This window comes from Staphylococcus edaphicus (genome assembly GCF_002614725.1).
Classification (GTDB): domain Bacteria; phylum Bacillota; class Bacilli; order Staphylococcales; family Staphylococcaceae; genus Staphylococcus; species Staphylococcus edaphicus.
The window spans coordinates 95,041-113,711 of record NZ_MRZN01000004.1; the positions used below are offsets into that span (position 1 = coordinate 95,041).

Annotated in this window: 18 protein-coding genes; 10 read left to right on the forward strand and 8 right to left on the reverse strand. The window is 33.7% G+C overall.

All coding sequences use genetic code 11. The features are described 5' to 3' along the window. Positions 1 to 69: 69 nt before the first annotated feature. From BTJ66_RS04115 to BTJ66_RS04130, 4 genes are all read left to right on the forward strand, one after another. On the forward strand, positions 70 to 537 hold the full coding sequence (locus tag BTJ66_RS04115; protein WP_099089705.1) for a CHAP domain-containing protein: 468 nt from the start codon (positions 70 to 72) through the stop codon (positions 535 to 537). Positions 538 to 894: 357 nt separating this feature from the next. Further along, on the forward strand, positions 895 to 1,215 hold the full coding sequence (locus tag BTJ66_RS04120; RefSeq protein WP_099089706.1) for a DMT family transporter: 321 nt from the start codon (positions 895 to 897) through the stop codon (positions 1,213 to 1,215). Continuing rightward, complete coding sequence (locus BTJ66_RS04125) at positions 1,215 to 1,529, forward strand: DMT family transporter (protein ID WP_099089707.1); 315 nt, start codon at positions 1,215 to 1,217, stop codon at positions 1,527 to 1,529. The genes BTJ66_RS04120 and BTJ66_RS04125 overlap by 1 nt, the downstream gene beginning before the upstream one ends. A 275-nt stretch (positions 1,530 to 1,804) precedes the next feature. Beyond that, positions 1,805 to 2,761, forward strand: a complete 957-nt coding sequence (locus BTJ66_RS04130) for a 2-hydroxyacid dehydrogenase family protein (protein WP_099089708.1) — start codon at positions 1,805 to 1,807, stop codon at positions 2,759 to 2,761. Positions 2,762 to 2,820: 59 nt separating this feature from the next. On the opposite strand, the gene BTJ66_RS04135 is transcribed toward BTJ66_RS04130, so the two are convergent. The 7 genes from BTJ66_RS04135 to BTJ66_RS04165 form a co-directional block, all read right to left on the reverse strand. Then, positions 2,821 to 3,945 carry an FAD-dependent monooxygenase gene (locus BTJ66_RS04135; protein ID WP_099089709.1) on the reverse strand — a complete coding sequence of 375 codons (1,125 nt, stop codon included), beginning with the start codon at positions 3,943 to 3,945 and terminating at the stop codon, positions 2,821 to 2,823. Between the two features lie 80 nt (positions 3,946 to 4,025). Next, positions 4,026 to 4,802, reverse strand: a complete 777-nt coding sequence (locus BTJ66_RS04140) for an N-acetylglucosaminidase (RefSeq protein ID WP_099089710.1) — start codon at positions 4,800 to 4,802, stop codon at positions 4,026 to 4,028. A 26-nt stretch (positions 4,803 to 4,828) separates the two neighbouring features. Further along, positions 4,829 to 5,062 carry a hypothetical protein gene (locus BTJ66_RS04145; protein ID WP_099089711.1) on the reverse strand — a complete coding sequence of 78 codons (234 nt, stop codon included), beginning with the start codon at positions 5,060 to 5,062 and terminating at the stop codon, positions 4,829 to 4,831. Positions 5,063 to 5,303: 241 nt separating this feature from the next. After that, complete coding sequence (locus BTJ66_RS04150; protein ID WP_099089712.1) at positions 5,304 to 5,771, reverse strand: helical membrane plugin domain-containing protein; 468 nt, start codon at positions 5,769 to 5,771, stop codon at positions 5,304 to 5,306. Next, positions 5,771 to 8,725: a formate dehydrogenase subunit alpha gene (gene fdhF, locus BTJ66_RS04155; protein WP_099089713.1), complete on the reverse strand. Its 2,955-nt coding sequence runs from the start codon at positions 8,723 to 8,725 to the stop codon at positions 5,771 to 5,773. The genes BTJ66_RS04150 and fdhF overlap by 1 nt, the downstream gene beginning before the upstream one ends. Positions 8,726 to 9,003: 278 nt before the next feature. Further along, positions 9,004 to 9,957 (reverse strand): LCP family glycopolymer transferase, encoded by a 954-nt coding sequence (locus BTJ66_RS04160; protein ID WP_099089714.1) that lies wholly within the window; start codon positions 9,955 to 9,957, stop codon positions 9,004 to 9,006. 139 nt (positions 9,958 to 10,096) lie between these two features. After that, positions 10,097 to 10,888: an inositol monophosphatase family protein gene (locus BTJ66_RS04165; protein ID WP_099089715.1), complete on the reverse strand. Its 792-nt coding sequence runs from the start codon at positions 10,886 to 10,888 to the stop codon at positions 10,097 to 10,099. A gap of 448 nt (positions 10,889 to 11,336) precedes the next feature. Here BTJ66_RS04165 and BTJ66_RS04170 point away from each other — a divergent pair, with 448 nt between their 5' ends. The 6 genes from BTJ66_RS04170 (at position 11,337) to BTJ66_RS04195 (ending at position 16,982) form a co-directional block, all read left to right on the forward strand. Beyond that, a complete protein-coding gene (locus BTJ66_RS04170; protein ID WP_099089716.1) occupies positions 11,337 to 12,029 on the forward strand; it encodes a helix-turn-helix transcriptional regulator in 693 nt (230 codons plus the stop codon). Between the two features lie 200 nt (positions 12,030 to 12,229). Next, entirely contained in the window at positions 12,230 to 12,559 is a 330-nt protein-coding gene (locus tag BTJ66_RS04175; protein WP_099089717.1) for a hypothetical protein, read from the forward strand. A gap of 97 nt (positions 12,560 to 12,656) precedes the next feature. Continuing rightward, entirely contained in the window at positions 12,657 to 13,706 is a 1,050-nt protein-coding gene (locus tag BTJ66_RS04180; protein WP_099089718.1) for a MupG family TIM beta-alpha barrel fold protein, read from the forward strand. Positions 13,707 to 13,711: 5 nt separating this feature from the next. Further along, positions 13,712 to 14,602, forward strand: a complete 891-nt coding sequence (gene murQ, locus BTJ66_RS04185; RefSeq protein ID WP_099089719.1) for an N-acetylmuramic acid 6-phosphate etherase — start codon at positions 13,712 to 13,714, stop codon at positions 14,600 to 14,602. A 62-nt stretch (positions 14,603 to 14,664) separates the two neighbouring features. Next, the gene (locus BTJ66_RS04190; protein WP_099089720.1) at positions 14,665 to 16,104 is read left to right on the forward strand and encodes a PTS transporter subunit EIIC; all 1,440 of its coding nucleotides are present in this window, start codon (positions 14,665 to 14,667) and stop codon (positions 16,102 to 16,104) included. 2 nt (positions 16,105 to 16,106) lie between these two features. After that, positions 16,107 to 16,982, forward strand: a complete 876-nt coding sequence (locus tag BTJ66_RS04195; protein WP_099089721.1) for a MurR/RpiR family transcriptional regulator — start codon at positions 16,107 to 16,109, stop codon at positions 16,980 to 16,982. 138 nt (positions 16,983 to 17,120) lie between these two features. Here the strand turns inward: BTJ66_RS04195 and BTJ66_RS04200 are convergent, their stop codons facing one another. Continuing rightward, the gene (locus tag BTJ66_RS04200; RefSeq protein ID WP_099089722.1) at positions 17,121 to 18,554 is read right to left on the reverse strand and encodes an alkaline phosphatase; all 1,434 of its coding nucleotides are present in this window, start codon (positions 18,552 to 18,554) and stop codon (positions 17,121 to 17,123) included. Positions 18,555 to 18,671: the final 117 nt, after the last annotated feature.

The following is an 18,671-nucleotide window of genomic DNA, read 5'->3' on the forward strand; positions in this document are numbered from 1 at the left end:
TATTAAAATTTAAGACAATCAATTGAATAACATATAACACTTTATAATCTTTGGGAGGATTTTTTAATTATGAAAAAATTAGTTACAGCAACAACTTTAACAGCAGGTATTGGCGCAGCAATCGTAGGATTAGATCACGGAAACGAAGCAGATGCAGCAGAACAAACGCAACCAACAAATCAAAACACTACACAATCTACTTCAGGTTCTAGTGCTAACTTATATACAGCTGGTCAATGTACTTGGTATGTATTCGATAAAGTTGGTGGAAATATCGGTTCAACATGGGGCAACGCTAATAACTGGGCTTCAGCAGCATCTTCAGCAGGTTACACAGTAAATAACTCTCCAGAAGCTGGATCAATTTTACAATCATCTTCAGGCGCATACGGTCACGTCGCTTATGTTGAAAATGTAAATAGTGATGGTTCTGTAAACGTATCTGAAATGAACTATAATGGTGGACCATACTCAGTTAGTGAACGTACAATTTCAGCTGGCGAAGCTAGTTCATATAACTACATTCACGTAAACTAAGTATTAATATCGCTACAAAACCTAATATTGAATGAAGAAAGAGCTCGAGGTAGTTACATGCCTCGGGCTCTTTTTGTTATTGACAATAGTTGATTCTAATAAAGATACAAATTCGTTTTTATTTAACATACCTTTACTCTTTTTGAAAATAAGCAATAATTTGGCATGGCATGTGCTTCAGGGCGTATAACCTACACAACGACTGACGGATAATTTATCAATGATATAACATGAGGATAATATTTAAACATATGCTGATTACTGCGTTCTTATTATTTTCTATTTCTAGTCATATTGAACTCTAGTCGATTATTTGAGAAAATGAAATGGTTTAATGATTATAAGGAGGCACATCAAATGCAGTGGTTCAAGGTTATCTTAGCCGGACTCATAGAAATTGTATGGGTAACTGGTTTAAATACAGCCGATTCAGTACTTGGTTGGATTGGAACATTCATAGTTATTATTATTAGTTTCTTTCTTGTTATTTCTGCTTGTAAATACTTACCAGTTGGTACAGTATATGCTGTGTTTGTCGGTATTGGTGCTGTAGGGACAGTATTTGTAGACATGATATTTTTAGGAGATCCATTCAATTTAATTAAGATTATCCTAATTATCTTGTTAGTTATCGGCATTGTAGGTTTAAAATTAACTACTGAGGAGGCTGAAAGCTAATGGCATGGATTATCTTATTAATTGCTGGCCTTTTAGAAGTTGTAGGTGTGATTGTATTAAATGAAATTACACGTACGAAAAAGAAATGGCTCATCGTCGTATTAGCACTTGCATTTATCTGTAGTTTCAGCACGTTAAAGTTTGCAATGAACGATATTCCGATGGGCACAGCTTATGCAGTGTGGAGCGGGATTGGTACTGGTGGTGGTACCTTAGTAGGTATGTTCTTGTATAATGAATCAAAAAATGCAAAAAGAATCTTCTTTATTGCTTTAATTATACTATCTATCGTAGGTTTAAAAATAGTAGGTTAATATTTTAAAATCAAATGTGAGATAAATAACTTTTACTGATTTCAGGATAATATGCAGCTATTTAGCATTTAGGGTGGTGGCTTAAAGTCTAAAACACCATTAGATTTTAACCTATCGCCCTATTTTTATAAAATTTATTAAAATAAAGTTTACACAGTTATCGTATTTAAACTGGATTTTCTGATTAATGTTTTACTTTTTACTATTTTACAGTACTAATATTTGTTTGGTTCCATGAAATTTACTATACTTTAAGGTGAAGGAAGTGATTATATATGGTAAAAGTTTATATCGCAGGTCCAATTCCTGAAGTTGGTCTCAACTTATTAAAAGATCAAGGCTTTGAAGTTAATATGTATGAAGGACAAGGTATCATTGATAAAGAGACACTCAAGCAAGGCGTTAAAGATGCGGATGCATTGATAAGTCTTCTTTCAACTAATGTCGATAAAGATGTGATTGATGCCGCCAATAATCTTAAGATCATCACAAATTATGGTGCTGGTTTCAATAATGTTGATATTGATTATGCTCGTCAACAAAACATCGATGTTACAAACACACCTAAAGCATCCACAAATTCTACGGCAGAGTTAACCTTTGCACTTGTACTTGCTGTTGCAAGAAGAATTCCAGAAGGTGATAAACTATGTAGAACCACTGGTTTTGATGGATGGGCGCCTTTATTTTTCCGCGGTAGAGAAGTTTCTGGTAAAACAATTGGCATTATTGGCCTAGGTGAAATTGGTAGTGCAGTGGCTAGACGTGCCAAAGCTTTTGACATGAACGTCCTATACACAGGACCGCATCAGAAAGTCGAGAAAGAACGAGAAATTGGTGCAAAATATGTTGATTTAGACACATTATTAAAAAATTCAGATTTTGTCACAATTAACGCTGCCTATAGTCCAAGTTTACATCACCAAATAGACAAAGCACAGTTTGAAATGATGAAGCCAACTAGTTACTTAATCAATGCTTCAAGAGGTCCTATCGTTCATGAACAGGCTTTAGTACAAGCATTAAAAGAAAAAGAAATTGAAGGCGCAGCCTTAGACGTATTCGAATTCGAACCAGAAATTCATGATGAACTTAAAACATTAGACAATGTTGTAATTACGCCTCACATTGGTAATGCAACATATGAATCACGTGACATGATGTCAAAAATTGTAGCAAATGATACAATTAGTAAAATGAACAATCAAAAACCTAAATTTGCCGTAAACTAAAAAATTATGTACAGAAAAACCTCGAAACAGTGATTTAGACATTGTTTCGAGGTTTTGTTTTATTTGTGTTTTGCTTTATAAATAAATTTAGTTTGTTTGGCAACAAGTCGATTTGGAATGATTTTAGTAATTGTATTTCTTACTAATACAACCAATTTATTACTTTTTTGTGCTAACTTACCAATTTTTCTAGAGCGTTTAATAACTTTTTTAGTATGAGCCACACGTAATTTATCATATCTTTGCAAAGCCTCATCAAAGGCATATGTTTTCAAACAATTAGCTAAAACAATAGCATCTTCCATTGCTTGTCCAGCTCCCTGTCCCATGTTTGGCGTTGTTGCATGTGCAGCATCACCTAGTAATAGAATTCGCTGATAGACAAAAGTTTTTAACGGTTGCACATCATAAATGTCATGAAGTAGAATATCTGTTTCACTTTGTTTATCTAAAATGTTTCTAATTTCATTTGGAAAATGATTAAACCTAGCTTGCAAATGTGGTTTTGCATAGGATTGCATAGTTGCATCATTTTCCTTAGCATTGATTGAAATAAACCAATAAGCTTGGTTATTTAATAACGGAACGACACCTACCCTGCCTTTAGAAGACCAATATTCTTTTGCAACATTGTTTGATTTAATATCTACATCTTCTACAAGCCCTCTGAACACTGTGTAGCCTTGATATAAGGTTTTGCTATTTGGCGCTACAGCATGTCTGATGTTAGAATGTAGTCCATCTGCGCCGATACATAAATCAAATGCCTCTGCCTCTTGTTCTTCAAAATGTAACACAACTTTTAACGCATCATTATCTACATGCGTAACATGATGATTTGTAAAAATTGCTGATTCTGGAATATAAGATTGAATAACATCTATTAAACTTTGTCGTGTCATTGTTAAATTCACTGTATGTTTCTTCAACTTCACTTTACTTAATACATTATCTTTATCATCCAAAATTTTCATAACATTGATAACTTGTCCAATGTTTTTGATACCTTTTGCCAAATCATGTTTGCCTAATTTGTCTATCACATTACCTCCGATGCCAATACCAGCACCTATCTCAGTAATCTCTTTGTTTTTCTCGAAAATTTTAACTTCGTGACCTTGCTCACTTAATAATGCGGCAGCTGTTAAACCGCCAATACCAGCACCTACGATTGCTATTTTCATCTAAAATTCACTCCAAACTTCCCTATCTCTTCTTAATTTATTTATATGACATTCTAGCCTATAACAGTATTTATAGTAGTCTATAAATAGTAATCTTTCTTAATATGATCTTTCTTAATGCCAAATTTATCATAGTAGTGTTTCATAAACGTGGCGATATTTTCATCCCATTCAATGTCACTTGCATATTGATGTTCACCTGGTGACTTAGGATTCCATCGCATTTGATATAAAGAGAGTTGCTTATTTTCAAAGTAGTTAGTTCTCACAAAGCGAGCGCCACCCATTATTGCTTTTTCTGGCGACGTCCATTTTTGTTTTTTTGCAAAACTACTACCTGTATGAACTGCATTCTCATCAAAGGCACCAATACCATAAAAATTATAATATCGGCTTCCATCATCATCTATGCCTTTTGCTAGTTCAGATTTGCCATTTCCTGTCTCAACAAGGGCATGGCTGACAAGATACAAGACATTCACTTCATATTTATCTTGAGCTTTTAAAAAGGCTTTCCCCTTATTTTTTAAGATACCTTTATCTTTTAAAATACGATTGACTTCGTCTTCAGACATGGATACTTTTTCAGAAATATCCATGTGATTTAAGTTATCTTTGTCACTATTCACATCCATTGCTTTTTGAACGTCTTTTTTAGATGCTTCAACAAATCGGCCATCTTTTTCAGTCATATTTAATGTCCCAGTTGCTACTTGTTTTTCGACCGCTTCATTAAATGTATTGGTTTTTTGATTATCAAATAAATGTGTTTCATTAACAATAAATAAGATTAGAAAAACAATAAAAATTAAGATAATAATAAACAAAGGTATTTTACGCTTTATGTTTTCGTTCATTTTATGAAAAACTCCTCATCTTACACTTATTTTGTTAATGTAACATAAGCAAATATAATAGCAATTAAAACTATTGCAAATGAAATATTAATGATAATTTTCATCGCTGTTCGATCTCTGAATAACGTATTAAAAATTGTTAAACTTATTGCTAGTGATACAACAAACATTGTGATTGCCATTATCATGTTTAAAGAAATTAAAAACACTATTCCGATAACTAAAAATACATTTGAGATAATAGCTAAGATTTTCACCATTTTCGCACTGATAAGCCTTCCACTCCTTGCTATACATAATTAATTTCATTCGACTCCAATATTAGAAATTGTACCACACTTAACTCCGTTTCAATATGTCATTTTGTAATAAGCAAAAAGGAACAAGCTTGAAATCAAAATATGAATTTTGATTTCTTAAGCCCATTCCTTATAAAGTAATGCTTAATTATAGTGGTATTTATTGAAAATACAATTTTATATTTTTATATCGTCTAACTAGCTATTCTCTAGACATACCTCTTAGCATATTTAACATATACGTTAAGCTACGATTCATCTCTTCATCTTTCAATATTCCCATTAAACCTGTAATAGATGTTTTTTGATTTGGATTAGCTCTATTTGCAACACTTAAACCTTTATTTACTTTGTTCAACATTGTCGACAAATCGTTCACATCTAAATCACCAAGTAAGAATACAAGTGAAGCCATATTTGAAATTAATCCAGTATATTGTTCTTTGTTAAGTTCTACAGCAAACTTATTAGCAATAACGCCTCTGCTTTTAACTGCGCCTGAAACTGCATCTAATAATTTAGCATCATCTATAGTACTAATAATATTAATCGCTTTTAAGATGCTATCTTTATTAGCAACAATTGCATCAGTAACTTCTGCTAAACTATCTTGTTTCAGTTCTTCTTCGGACTTTTGCAAACGTTTAATTTGAGTGATTCTTTCAGCCATTACTTATCCACCTGACTTCCCGGGAATGTATAATCCTCACGTTTCCACTTATCTTGAACACGAACGCTATACTGTGGTTGACGTTGTTTATTTACACGGAAGTTCGTAGGATTTAGTGGTGATTTACCCCTACGTGTTTTAACTTCCATACGGCAACTTGTGCGTTTGTATGATGGCGTATCGGTATCTTTATCAACATCACTATTTGTTAATAAATTAATAGCGCCTTTATCGCCATGGACCATTGCATTATTATTTAAAGGAATATAGATTTCTTTGCCTTTTACTCTATCTGTTACATGTGCGATTAATTCTGCTTCACCAGTTTCAGAAATTAATTTGATTTCTGCTCCTTCATGAATGTCTCTTTCTTTTGCAAGTTCAGGAGATACTTCTACAAAGGCATGCGGCATTTTATACTCTAAACCTGGTACTTTATAAGTCATATTACCTTCGTGAAAATGCTCTAATAAACGGCCGTTATTCACATGTAAATCATACGTTTCATTTACTTTAAAGAAGTTATCGAATGTAAGCGGGTAAAAATTAGCTTTACCATCATCGAAATTAAATCCATTTAGATATAACGTTGGCTCATCTGTACCATCCTCCGCCACTGGCCATTGTAGGCTATTATAACCTTCTAATCTATCATAGTTCACACCTGAATATAATGGTGTTAGTCTAGCGATTTCATCCATAATTTGGCTTGGGTGTGAATAGCCCCAATCATAGCCTAATGTTTTGGCAACAGCTTGGATAATTTCCCAATCCGGTTTAGAATCACCTTTAGGTTCTAGTGCTTGATATAAACGTTGGATACGACGTTCAGTGTTTGTAAATGTTCCAGTTTTTTCAAGCGATGGACTTGCTGGCAATACAACATCTGCAAACGTTGCGGTAAACGTAAAGAATTCATCTTGTACAACCAAGAATCCTACTTTTTCTAATGCTGCTTGAACAAAGTTAATATTCGAATCAACAATACCAGTATCTTCACCATATAAGTATAGCGAATCAATTTCTCCATTGTGGATACCTTCCATCATTTGATGGTTATCTCTACCAACTTGTTTCGGTAATGCTTCACCATATTCACGTTCGAATTTAGCTCTGATTTCATCATCTGTAACTTTTTGATACCCTGGGAATTGATCAGGCATACTTCCCATATCACTACATCCTTGTACATTATTATGTCCACGTAAAGGATAAGCACCTGAACCTGGTTTTCTATAGTTTCCTGTTGCTAATAACAAATTTGAAATAGCTGTTGAAGTATCACTACCAATATCTTGCTGTGTAACACCCATTGCCCAAGCAATAGATACAGATTTAGCTTCAACTACTTGATGCGCAAAATCTATCAGTGCTTCTTTAGCAATACCTGTAGTTTCTTCAGCAAATTCCATTGTATAAGGTGCTAATGATTTATAATAGTCCTCAAAATGATTAACCCATTCATCAATAAATGTCTTATCATGCAAATCATGATCTATAATATATTTTGTTACGGCAGATAGCCATACTAAATCTGTACCAGGTTTCGGTTGATAGAAATTGTCGGCGCGTTCAGCCATTTCATGCTTACGGATATCGAATACATTTAAAGTATTATTATATAGTTTATGTCCGCGCTTAATGCGAGACGCAATAACCGGATGTGCTTCTGCTGTATTGGTACCAACTAAAACAACCATATCGGCAATTTCAAGATCCTCTATTGAACCGGAGTCGCCGCCATGACCTACAGTTCTAAATAATCCTTTAGTCGCTGGTGCTTGGCAGTAACGTGAACAGTTGTCTACGTTATTTGTTCCAATAACCTGTCTAGCTAATTTTTGCATTAAATAAGATTCTTCATTTGTTGCCTTAGATGAAGAAATAAATGCTAAACCGTCCGAGCCATGAGATTGTTTTACTTTGTTAAAGTTTTCAGCTACTATATTTAAGGCTTCTTCCCATTCTACTTCTTCGAATTGACCATTTTTACGTACTAAAGGTTTAGTTAAACGTTCGTCTGAATCAACGTAATCCCAACCAAATTTACCTTTAACACATGAAGAAATCTTGTTTGCAGGTGATTCGTGTTGAGGTTGTACTTTTAATACTTCTCTATCTTTTGTCCAAACATCGAAAGAACACCCTACACCGCAATATGTACATACAGTTTTAGTTTTTTCGATGCGTTCTTCACGCATTGCTGCTTCAGAATCTGAAACTGCAAATAATGGTCCATACCCTGGTTCTGCTTTTTTAGTTAAATCTATCATTGCTGCCAATGAGCCAGGTTCTAAATCTGTCATATATCCGGCATTACCTTCCATATTGACTTCCATCATTGCATTACAAGGACAAACGGTTGCACACTGTCCACAACCAACACAAGAAGAATCGTTAATAGAAGTATCATTATCCCAGATAACACGAGGTTGTTGGCGTTCCCAGTCTATCGTAAGTGTTTCATTAACTTGTACATCTTGACACACTTCCACACAACGCCCACATAAGATACATTGGTTTGGGTCATAGCGATAGAATGGGCCATAATCTTTTTCATATGGTTTCTCTTTGTATTCATATGTTTGATGTTCAAGACCCCATTGGTCCATTGTATTATGAATCTCACAATCACCATTGTTATAGTCACACACTGTACAATAAAGCATGTGTTTTTCTAAAATACGATCCAATGCTTCTTTTTGACTTGTTTGTACTTTGTCATTCTGTGTGTTAACAACCATTGGTCTATCTATTGTGGTACTGCAAGCACGTTCCATCTTACCATCGATTTCAACCGTACAAGTATCACATGTTTGGATAGGCCCCAACGATTCGTTGTAACATATTGAAGGAACGAATGTATCTTGAGATTTAATAAACTGTAGTAAATTCGTTCCAGGTTCTACAAGATAATCTTTGCCATCTAACGAGACAATCAAATGTTCTTGCATACACTTCACCCCTATTATTATTTATTCTGCCCATGTATTTAACTTCATAAGATGCTTTATAACATTACATCTAAAAAGCCCCACACTTTTTCAAGATAATGTTACTTTATATTGTATAGGTATTTTCACAAATTGTTAAGTTTTTCTTTGGTTTTCTTTGGTTTTTTTATTAAATAGCACAATATTCATTCCATAGTTGTTAAAAAGTAAAACTACTTTCTTTATTACACTTATAAACTATGATTGACTAAACTAAAAAACGAGTTATAAAGTTTATATTAAATTCCTAAATTATCTTTAATATTTGCTTCAATTTCACTCAATGAACTTTCACTAGGTACAAAATAATATAATCCGTCATCTTGAATGCCGCCTTGACCTTCTAATTGATGTCTATTTACATTATCGTTTGCATCTTTATAGTTACTTCTCACTTTATTTAACTCACCAATTGATAAATCTGTCTTCACATTATCTTCTACATGATTCATTAAAGAATTAAAATGCGTAATAGAACTTATGCTCGTAAGCTTATTTGCAAGCCCTTGGATGACCAATTGTTGACGTTCTTGTCGTCCAAAATCCCCACCAGCACCGTCTTCTTTACGGCTTCTAATAAATGCCATTGCTTCTTTGCCATCCATTTTAGATTGCTCGCCTTTAGTAAATTGATAGCCGTCATATGAGAACGTTGCATTACTTGTGACTGTAATACCACCTACTGTATCAATCATATCTTGCATACCATCCATGTCAATCGTTGCATAATGATCAATCGGAATGTTCAGTAACTTTTCTAACGATTTTACTGCCATGTCTGGTCCACCATATGCGTAAGCGTGATTAATTTTTTCAGTTGTCCCTTTACCTACAATATCTGCTTGTGTATCTCTAGGTATACTTACGATTTCAGTCGTTTTCTTTTCAGGATTAACAGATAAGACCATGATAGTATCACTACGTTGGCCACCACCATTAGCATTTCGTTCAGCATTCGAATCTACACCAAACAATGCGATTGTAAATGGATCTCCATCATCCAAATTGACATCTTTATCCCTTAACGAAGATTTATCTCTATCAAGCGGATTATGGATAGAGCCTCCAACAGAAAATATTTTAAAACCAAGGTAGATAACTGCTACTAAAGCTAATAGCGCCAAAATACCAATGAACCATAAGGCGATTTTAGCTGGGAAACTCATTTTTTTATTTTTATCAGAACGATTCACTATTATCATTCTCCATTTCTATATTCAATTTTATAATCTATTTAATAATACATTATAAAGTAATACATTAAATATGACATAGTGCTTTAGACCTATTATTTATTAAATAAATAATAGATATAGTAACTTTTTGAATTTACTATTTATTATAACCATTTCCTGAATTGAGTATTTCTAACATACTGGCATGACAAGCTTGATTACTAATAATAAATGGTCCACCAGTTGAAAAATCCAACTTTGTATTGTTTAAGGTCGTCATTTTTAATCCTAATTCACTTGCAAATAAGAATTGTGCCGCTATATCCCAAGGCTTAGGATTCGTATTTACATGTGCACCAAATTGTCCTTTAATAACACGTATAGAATCTAATCCACAAGAGCCAATACAGCGATATCCAAAGGAAGCATCATTTAAATCCTGAATGGTTTCATCATTGATGACTAATGAATTATAAGAAATAATCGCATCTTTTAACTCAATATCCTCAGGTGACGATAATGGTTGTCCATTTACATAAGCACCAAATCCTCTGACTGCTTTATAAAGTTGTCCATGTGGATAATCATATATATAAGATAAGACGGGTTCTCCTTCAATAAAATAACCTAATATAATGCAATAATCTTCCTGTTGCTTAACCAAGTTCGTCGTGCCATCGATAGGATCCATTATCCATACATGGCCTTCTTTAGCATTGACCTCACGATTAGATTTTTCTTCTGCAAATAGTTGATGACTTGGATAATGTTCTTTTAAAAACAATTCGAAATTTTGTTGAATTGCTTTATCTACATTAGTTACTAAATCAAACATATTTTCTTTTGTAGTTGTGACCATATCGCTGATTAATTTGGGAATTATGTCATCTAATGTTGTTAACCAGGCGTTAATCGATTCATCTATTTCAATAAGTTGTTCTTTTTCCATATATGATGCACCTCTTTATTTAAATAGTATATGCCGAACATAAACACTATGTATAATTTGTTATATTCTATCACAGAATTCGACCTAAAATATATGCTATTTCATATCTCACTATATATAAAATGTGGGCTAAAGCACAAAAAAATAAAACCGACTAGCGTAGCTAGTCGGTTAAATAGAAAGGAAAGTAAGTAATAAATATTGAAGATGTTTGATTTAGTAACTCGAACAAATAGATGTTAACAAAACTATTATGTAATAGCCTACCCCTTTGCCATCTATTCGCTACCCCCTTGTTACTAGTTACATACTAACATAACCACAAAATAAATGTAAGCGTTTTCTATAAATTTCTTTAAATTTTTCGAAAAAATTTTCTAAATGTCGTCATTGTCACTTTTATGATATAATAAATGTAATATGTAATCATTTGGGAGGTGACTTTCTAATGAATAAACGCGAAAGACAAAATAAACTTGTTCTAGCTATTCAAGAGAATAGGCAGATTACTGCTTCAGAATTAGCAATAAACTTAAATGTTTCAAAGCGCACGATTCTACGAGATATTCAAGACTTGGAAGATCAAGGTGTCAAAATTTTAGCGAAACACGGTAAACTGGGTGGTTACCAATTACAAGAAACACCAAATAGTTATGACATTGAGTTAACCGAAAATCAATTGTCTGCTCTATTCCTTGTCCTAAATGAAAGTCAATCTTATTCAACACTACCTTATAAAGACGAAATCAATGCAATAATTAAAAAATGTTTAAACTTACCTTATACCAAAATGAGACGTTCGCTAAAAAAACTAGATCGCTATATTAAATTTGACCATAGTGAACATCTAAACTTACCCCCTATATTTTCTGATGTACTGATTTACTGTACTGAAAGAAATGTCATGGCAATGGAATATAATAATAGTTTAGATATTGTTACAGAAAACGTTATTTTCATTGGGTTGTTATGTGAAGAGGGGCTTTGGAAAGCCGTCATTTTTGAAATTGGACTCGGTAAAACAAATGAAATACCAATTGTTGATATCCATGATATAGCTTATTCTTTTGGCAAAACCATCAAAACACAAGATATCACTATCAATAATTATCAACAATTTTTAAATCCAACTGAGTCTTAACTCAGTTGGATTTTTTATGTATTATCACTTATGGTCATATTGGCTATCTATCTCTTTTTTATTCGAGTCACAATATATAGACTCAACTTTTTCCTTATCGCTTAATCGAATTACTTAAATTTTTTTCGCATGCCTACCTGCTATCAACCATTCACCTAATGATTGTGTATTATACCCGCATATAATGAAAGGATGATTCTATGTATCAACTAGAATTTCATAACTTAGAACAACGTATGAGCAAATTACTCAATTTAATCGAAGTATATAAATTCGCTTATGTCACCAATCATAAAAAGAAGTCTCAATATAAAATGGAAGTTCATAAATTTATAGAGCAAGAATACAATTCATTTAAACAAGATGCCTTATATCAAGCTTCTCTTTTTCATTATAATTATTTTACTTTCTTAAGCAATCAAATAGAAGATCCCCTTGACGAACTTACAATTGGTAATACCAGCAAACACATTGACCTTATTCAACAGCGTTTATTGCATATACATCAATTACTATCCTATTATTTGTAATAAAATTTCATTTTCTATAATTATATAAATACAAATTGTAATACTTTTTCATGTGTTGTACAATGAAAACGATTACAGCATTAAAGGAGTGGTAAAGATGCATGGCTTTTCTATTTATCTTGGTCAATCCATCGATAAGTCATATATACGACGCATGGTTGATTTAGGATACACAACCATTTTTACTTCAGTTCAAATTCCTGAAGAAAATGAAAACACTAAATATCGCTATTTGGGAGAACTTTTAGATTATCTGTCAAACGATCAGCTGACTTATATGATTGATATCAATCCTTCATTGCTGAATCATTCTTTTTATCAATTTTTAAAGCAATATCAACGTGCTAATTTTATTATTCGTATTGATCACAGCACGTCTATCGCTATTGTAAATGATATTATTGAACATGGATTTCAATGCTGCTTAAACGCTAGCATTGTATCTGAACAATTACTTCAGCAGTTATATACTCAGTTATATGATTTTAGTTACTTATGCTATTGTCATAATTATTATCCACGTCCTGATACTGGATTAACGACAAATTTTGTTCAATCTCAGGATAATTTAATTTTAAAATACAATCCTAATGCTAATATTTATGGTTTTATTGTTGGCACAACAAAACGAGGTCCCCTGTTTAAAGGGTTACCGACAATTGAAGAAACAAGATATATGCATCCGCTTAAAAGTGCACAATTATTACTAGATCAATCTATAACACATGTAATGATTGGAGATCCATCTATATCACAAACTTATGCACATAAACTCATGTCACTTTTAACTAAAAGACATTTCAATTTATCTATCACGTTACAAGATGCGCAAGTCGAATCAATTCTATCAAAGCAGCATACCGTTCGAGCAGATAACCCAGGCAATGTAGTTCGTTCTCAAGAAGCACGCCATTACTGTCAAACCGCGATAGAACCTCAATTTAATGTTTTACGTAAAACAGGCACCGTAACTGTAGATAATCAACTCAACGGCCGCTATCAAGGAGAATTACAAATTATAAAGTCTACTTTACAACCACATGACCATGTTAACGTAGTTGGTCAAATTATTAATGACGATATACCACTTATTGAATGTATGCGTCCTAATGATACGTTTGAATTTACCATACATACAAGGAGCTGAGAATTATGAATCATTCTATTACAGAATCAAGAAATGAAGCAACAATGCATTTAGATGAGATGACAATTCAACAATCATTGGAAATAATGAATACTGAAGATCAAAAAGTACCACAACAAATTCGTGATGTCCTGCCTGAACTAGCAAAGGTCATTCAAGTTACTACTGAACAATTCAAACAAGGTGGACGCATCATTTATATGGGTGCTGGTACAAGTGGTCGTTTAGGTGTACTAGATGCTGCAGAGTGTGTACCGACGTTTAATACTTCTACGGATGAAGTAATAGGACTCATTGCTGGCGGACAACGAGCAATGACAGTGGCAGTAGAAGGTGCAGAGGATAGTGAGTCACTTGCTCATGAAGATTTAAAACATATACATCTCAATGAAAAAGATGTTGTAATTGGTATTGCTGCTAGTGGGAGCACCCCTTATGTGATGGGTGGACTTAAATACGCTACAGTAACGGATGCACATACTGTCGCAATTTCATGCAACACAAATACAAAAATAAGTCAATTAGCTCAATATGCTATTGAAGTAAATGTAGGACCAGAAGTTTTGACCGGTTCAACAAGATTAAAATCAGGCACTGCCCAAAAATTAATTCTTAATATGATTTCAACCATTACGATGGTTGGTGTCGGTAAAGTCTACGATAATCTTATGGTAGATGTAAAAGCTACCAATCAAAAGTTAGTGGATCGTTCTATACGCATGATTCAAGACATATGTGATATCTCTTATGAACAATCTCATCAACTATATGATAGTGCTGACCATAACTTAAAAGTAGCAGTCGTCATGCATCTATGTAGTATCAATAAAACAGAAGCGCTCACACGACTTAGAAACAACGATGATATAATTAAAAAAGCTATCCGAGAAGAATAATGACTTTAACAGGTAAACGCTACAATAATTAACTGCAATCAAGATGAGAAGGAGGTCATTTTATGACTAAAGAGCAAGTATTAGCAGAAAATATTATAGATGCCGTTGGGGGCATTGATAATATGGATGACATCATTAATTGTATGACACGCGTTAGAATTAAAGTACTCGATGAAGATAAAATTGATTATGAACAATTAAAATCTATTAAAGGTGTCATGGGCGTAGTAAAAGATGATCGCGTACAAGTTGTTGTTGGACCTGGAACCGTTAATAAAGTTGCATCTCACATGTCTGAATTAAGTGGCGCACCTTTAGGAGAAACAATTCCACATAAATCTAAAGACTATCGCGCGAATGCAGCAGCAAAAGCACAAGAAAATAAATCTGAATTTCAAAATAAGCAAAAAAGAGGCAAGTTTAATAAGTTATTAAAAACAATAGCGAATATCTTCATACCTTTAATCCCTGCTTTTATTGGAGCAGGTTTAATTGGTGGTATCGCTGCCGTATTAAGTAACATGTTAGCTGCAGGACAAATTTCAGGTGAATGGGTTACACAACTTGTTACCGTCTTTAATGTCATTAAGGATGGTATGTTAGCTTACCTAGCAATCTTTACAGGTATCAATGCCGCTAAAGAATTTGGAGCTACACCTGGTTTAGGTGGCGTCATTGGTGGTACAACATTATTGACGGGATTAACAGACAAAAATATGATTACAAATATTTTTACAGGTGACCCCCTTCAGCCAGGACAAGGTGGTATCATTGGTGTTATCTTTGCCGTTTGGTTACTTAGTATTGTTGAAAAACGACTTCATAAAATCGTTCCAAATTCGATTGATATTATCGTTACGCCAACAATCACATTATTTATCATCGGTTTATTAACAATCTTTATATTCATGCCTCTAGCTGGTTTTGTTTCTGATGGTCTGGTTAGTGTTATTAATGGCATTATTGATATCGGTGGTATCTTTAGTGGCTTTATTATCGGAGCGTTCTTCCTTCCATTAGTAATGTTAGGATTACATCATATGTTTACGCCTATTCATATTGAAATGATTAATCAAACAGGTGCTACATACCTACTCCCAATTGCAGCAATGGCAGGTGCTGGACAAGTTGGTGCAGCGCTTGCGCTTTGGGTAAGATGCAGTAAAAATACAACCCTAAGAGATACGCTTAAAGGTGCTTTACCCGTTGGCTTTTTAGGTATTGGAGAACCATTAATTTATGGTGTCACATTACCACTCGGAAAGCCATTCATTACAGCTTGCATCGGCGGTGGTATCGGCGGTGCTGTCATAGGTGGCATCGGTCACATAGGTGCTACTGCAATCGGACCAAGCGGTATTTCTTTATTACCTTTGATTTCAGATCATATGTATTTAGGCTATATTGCAGGGCTACTCGCAGCATATGCAGGTGGTTTCGTATTCACCTATTTCTTCGGTACAACGAAGGCTATGCGAGAATCTGATACATTAGGTGATTAAAATTGACCAACGTACTATATAAAATTGACAGCAACTATAATCAATTTACTAAAAGTGAGAAGAAAATCGCAGACTTCATATTGAATACACCTCATAAAATAATCAATATGTCTGTCCAAGATTTAGCAAAAGAAATTGATACAAGTACAGCATCAATAGTTAGATTTAGTAAAAAAATTACGAAAAAAGGATTTCAAGAGCTTAAAATTGCTATATCTCGTTATTTACCTGATGATGCTATTAACAATAGTCATCTTGAACTTGTCGATAATGAATCAGTAGATATGCTTAAATCCAAAATGCTTTCTCGTGCGACTGATACAATGAATTTTGTTTCTAATCATATCGATGATCAAATTATCGATATGATTTGCGACACAATGAAACGTGCACGTACGATATTCTTATTTGGCTATGGTGCCTCACTCGTAGTGGTCACTGATCTTTTTCAAAAATTATCACGAATAGGACTGAATGTACGTCTTATACAAGAAACACATTTATTCATGTCTACACTTGCTACACATGATGAACGAGACTGCATTATTTTTGTGACAAATCAAGGTAACCACAGTGAAATGCAATCTATGGCAAGAGTAGCCACAGATTATAGCGTGCCCATCATTACAATTTCTAGTTCGAATGATAATCCGATTGCTAAAATATCTGATTTCACCATCATTTATGGTCCAACAGATGAAAATGAATTACGCATGGCTGCTACTACGTCACTCTTTGCTCAATTATTCACTGTTGATATTTTGTATTATCGCTATATTGCCTTAAATTATCAAAGTGCACTTGACTCCATTACACAATCCAAAATGGCTTTAGATAATTATCGAAAACATTTATCAACAATTCGATTTAAGCATTAAATTCCCAGGGCATAGCTGCTTATAGCGAAATATCTATGTATACTTTAGCTTTTCTAATACAAAAAAACACTTTCGTTATCCTTCACATGCTTGTGTGGATTTAACGAAAGTGTTTTCTTTAGTTATATAGCAATCAAATTAAGATTGTTGCTCATTTTTGAAAAAATCAAAGATGTTTTTAGCATTATCAGTATTATCAATGTTGCCTTTGAATCTTTCACTACCTGGACCATATGCGTAAGTATTCACGTCTTCTCCAGTATGACCATATGTCGTCCACCCAGTATTAGATTTATCATTTATAGGTTTTTGTACAGCATCCTGAAGTTTTTGTAATTGGTCTTTATATTTTTCATCATCTTCATCGAGATCTCTCACTTTTTTAGCTTCTTCGTTTATTTTATCAATTTGTGTTTGCTTCACATCAAATCCATAACCTTCATTAATTACTTTTGCAGCATCTTTACCTTCAGCAATTTGCTTAGTCATATACGCACCTGAATGCTTCATCGAATGAATTGCATCTGGATTCCACACGTAGTCTTTACCTTTCGCGATAGATAAACCGCCTGTTGAATGATCAGCAGTTGCAACGACCAGTGTATCTGGATTTTCCTTAGCATATTGTGTTGCGTAATCAAAAGCTTTCTCAAATCCTTGCATTTCTGACATGACACCCGTAACATCATTTGGATGACCTGATTTATCAATTGATGCACCTTCTACCATTAAGAAGAATCCTTTATCATTTTGCTTCAACTTATTAACCGCGGTATCCGTCATATCAACAAGTTTGGGATTTTTCTTAGGCGCATCAAGTTGTAGAGGCATATCATTATCAGCAAATAAACCGAGCATTTGATTACTTTTGGCATTTTGCATTTGTGCTTTGTTCTTCACGATATCATAGCCATCTTTTTTGAATTTTTTCGTTAAATCGCCATTATCTTTACCAAAATATTCAGCACCACCACCAAGCAGAACATCCACTTTATGTTTGCCATTTATTTTATCATTATAAAATTGTTGTGCAATTTCATCTTTTTTATCACGATCGTCCACGTGCGATGCATAAGCAGCTGGCGTAGCATCTGTGAGTTCAGCTGTAGAAACGAGTCCAGTAGACTTACCATTTTCTTTTGCTTGTTCTAATACTGTTTTAACATTCTTTTTGTTTTCATCTACACCAATAGCACCATTATAAGTTTTATGACCAGAACTAAAAGCTGTTGCTCCCGCTGCTGAATCAGTTACGTTTTCTTTAGGATCATTTGGATTGGTGCGTTGATTACCTGCCAAATATTTATCAAATGCTGTTTTTTCCATTTCTTTAGTTTCTGGATTATCCGCAAAATAACGGTAAGCAGAGTTATATGAAGGTCCCATACCATCACCAACAAGAAAAATTACATTTTTAGGGTTTTTGGTATTTCCCATATATGCAACTTCATCATTTTGATTTGATTCTTGTTCCCCACCTGATGCATAGGTTGGTTGTGCACTCCCCAATGCCGTACCAGCCACAATTGCACTTGCTACAGTAATAGTTGCTAACCTATTGAATATCTTCATAAATTAATAACTCCTTTAATATGTATTATCATGCTACTACTTCAGTTTAAAGCACAAATTTTGAGTGAACATTTTAATATAGTTAATTTTCTGTAAATTAATTATATTTTGAATATA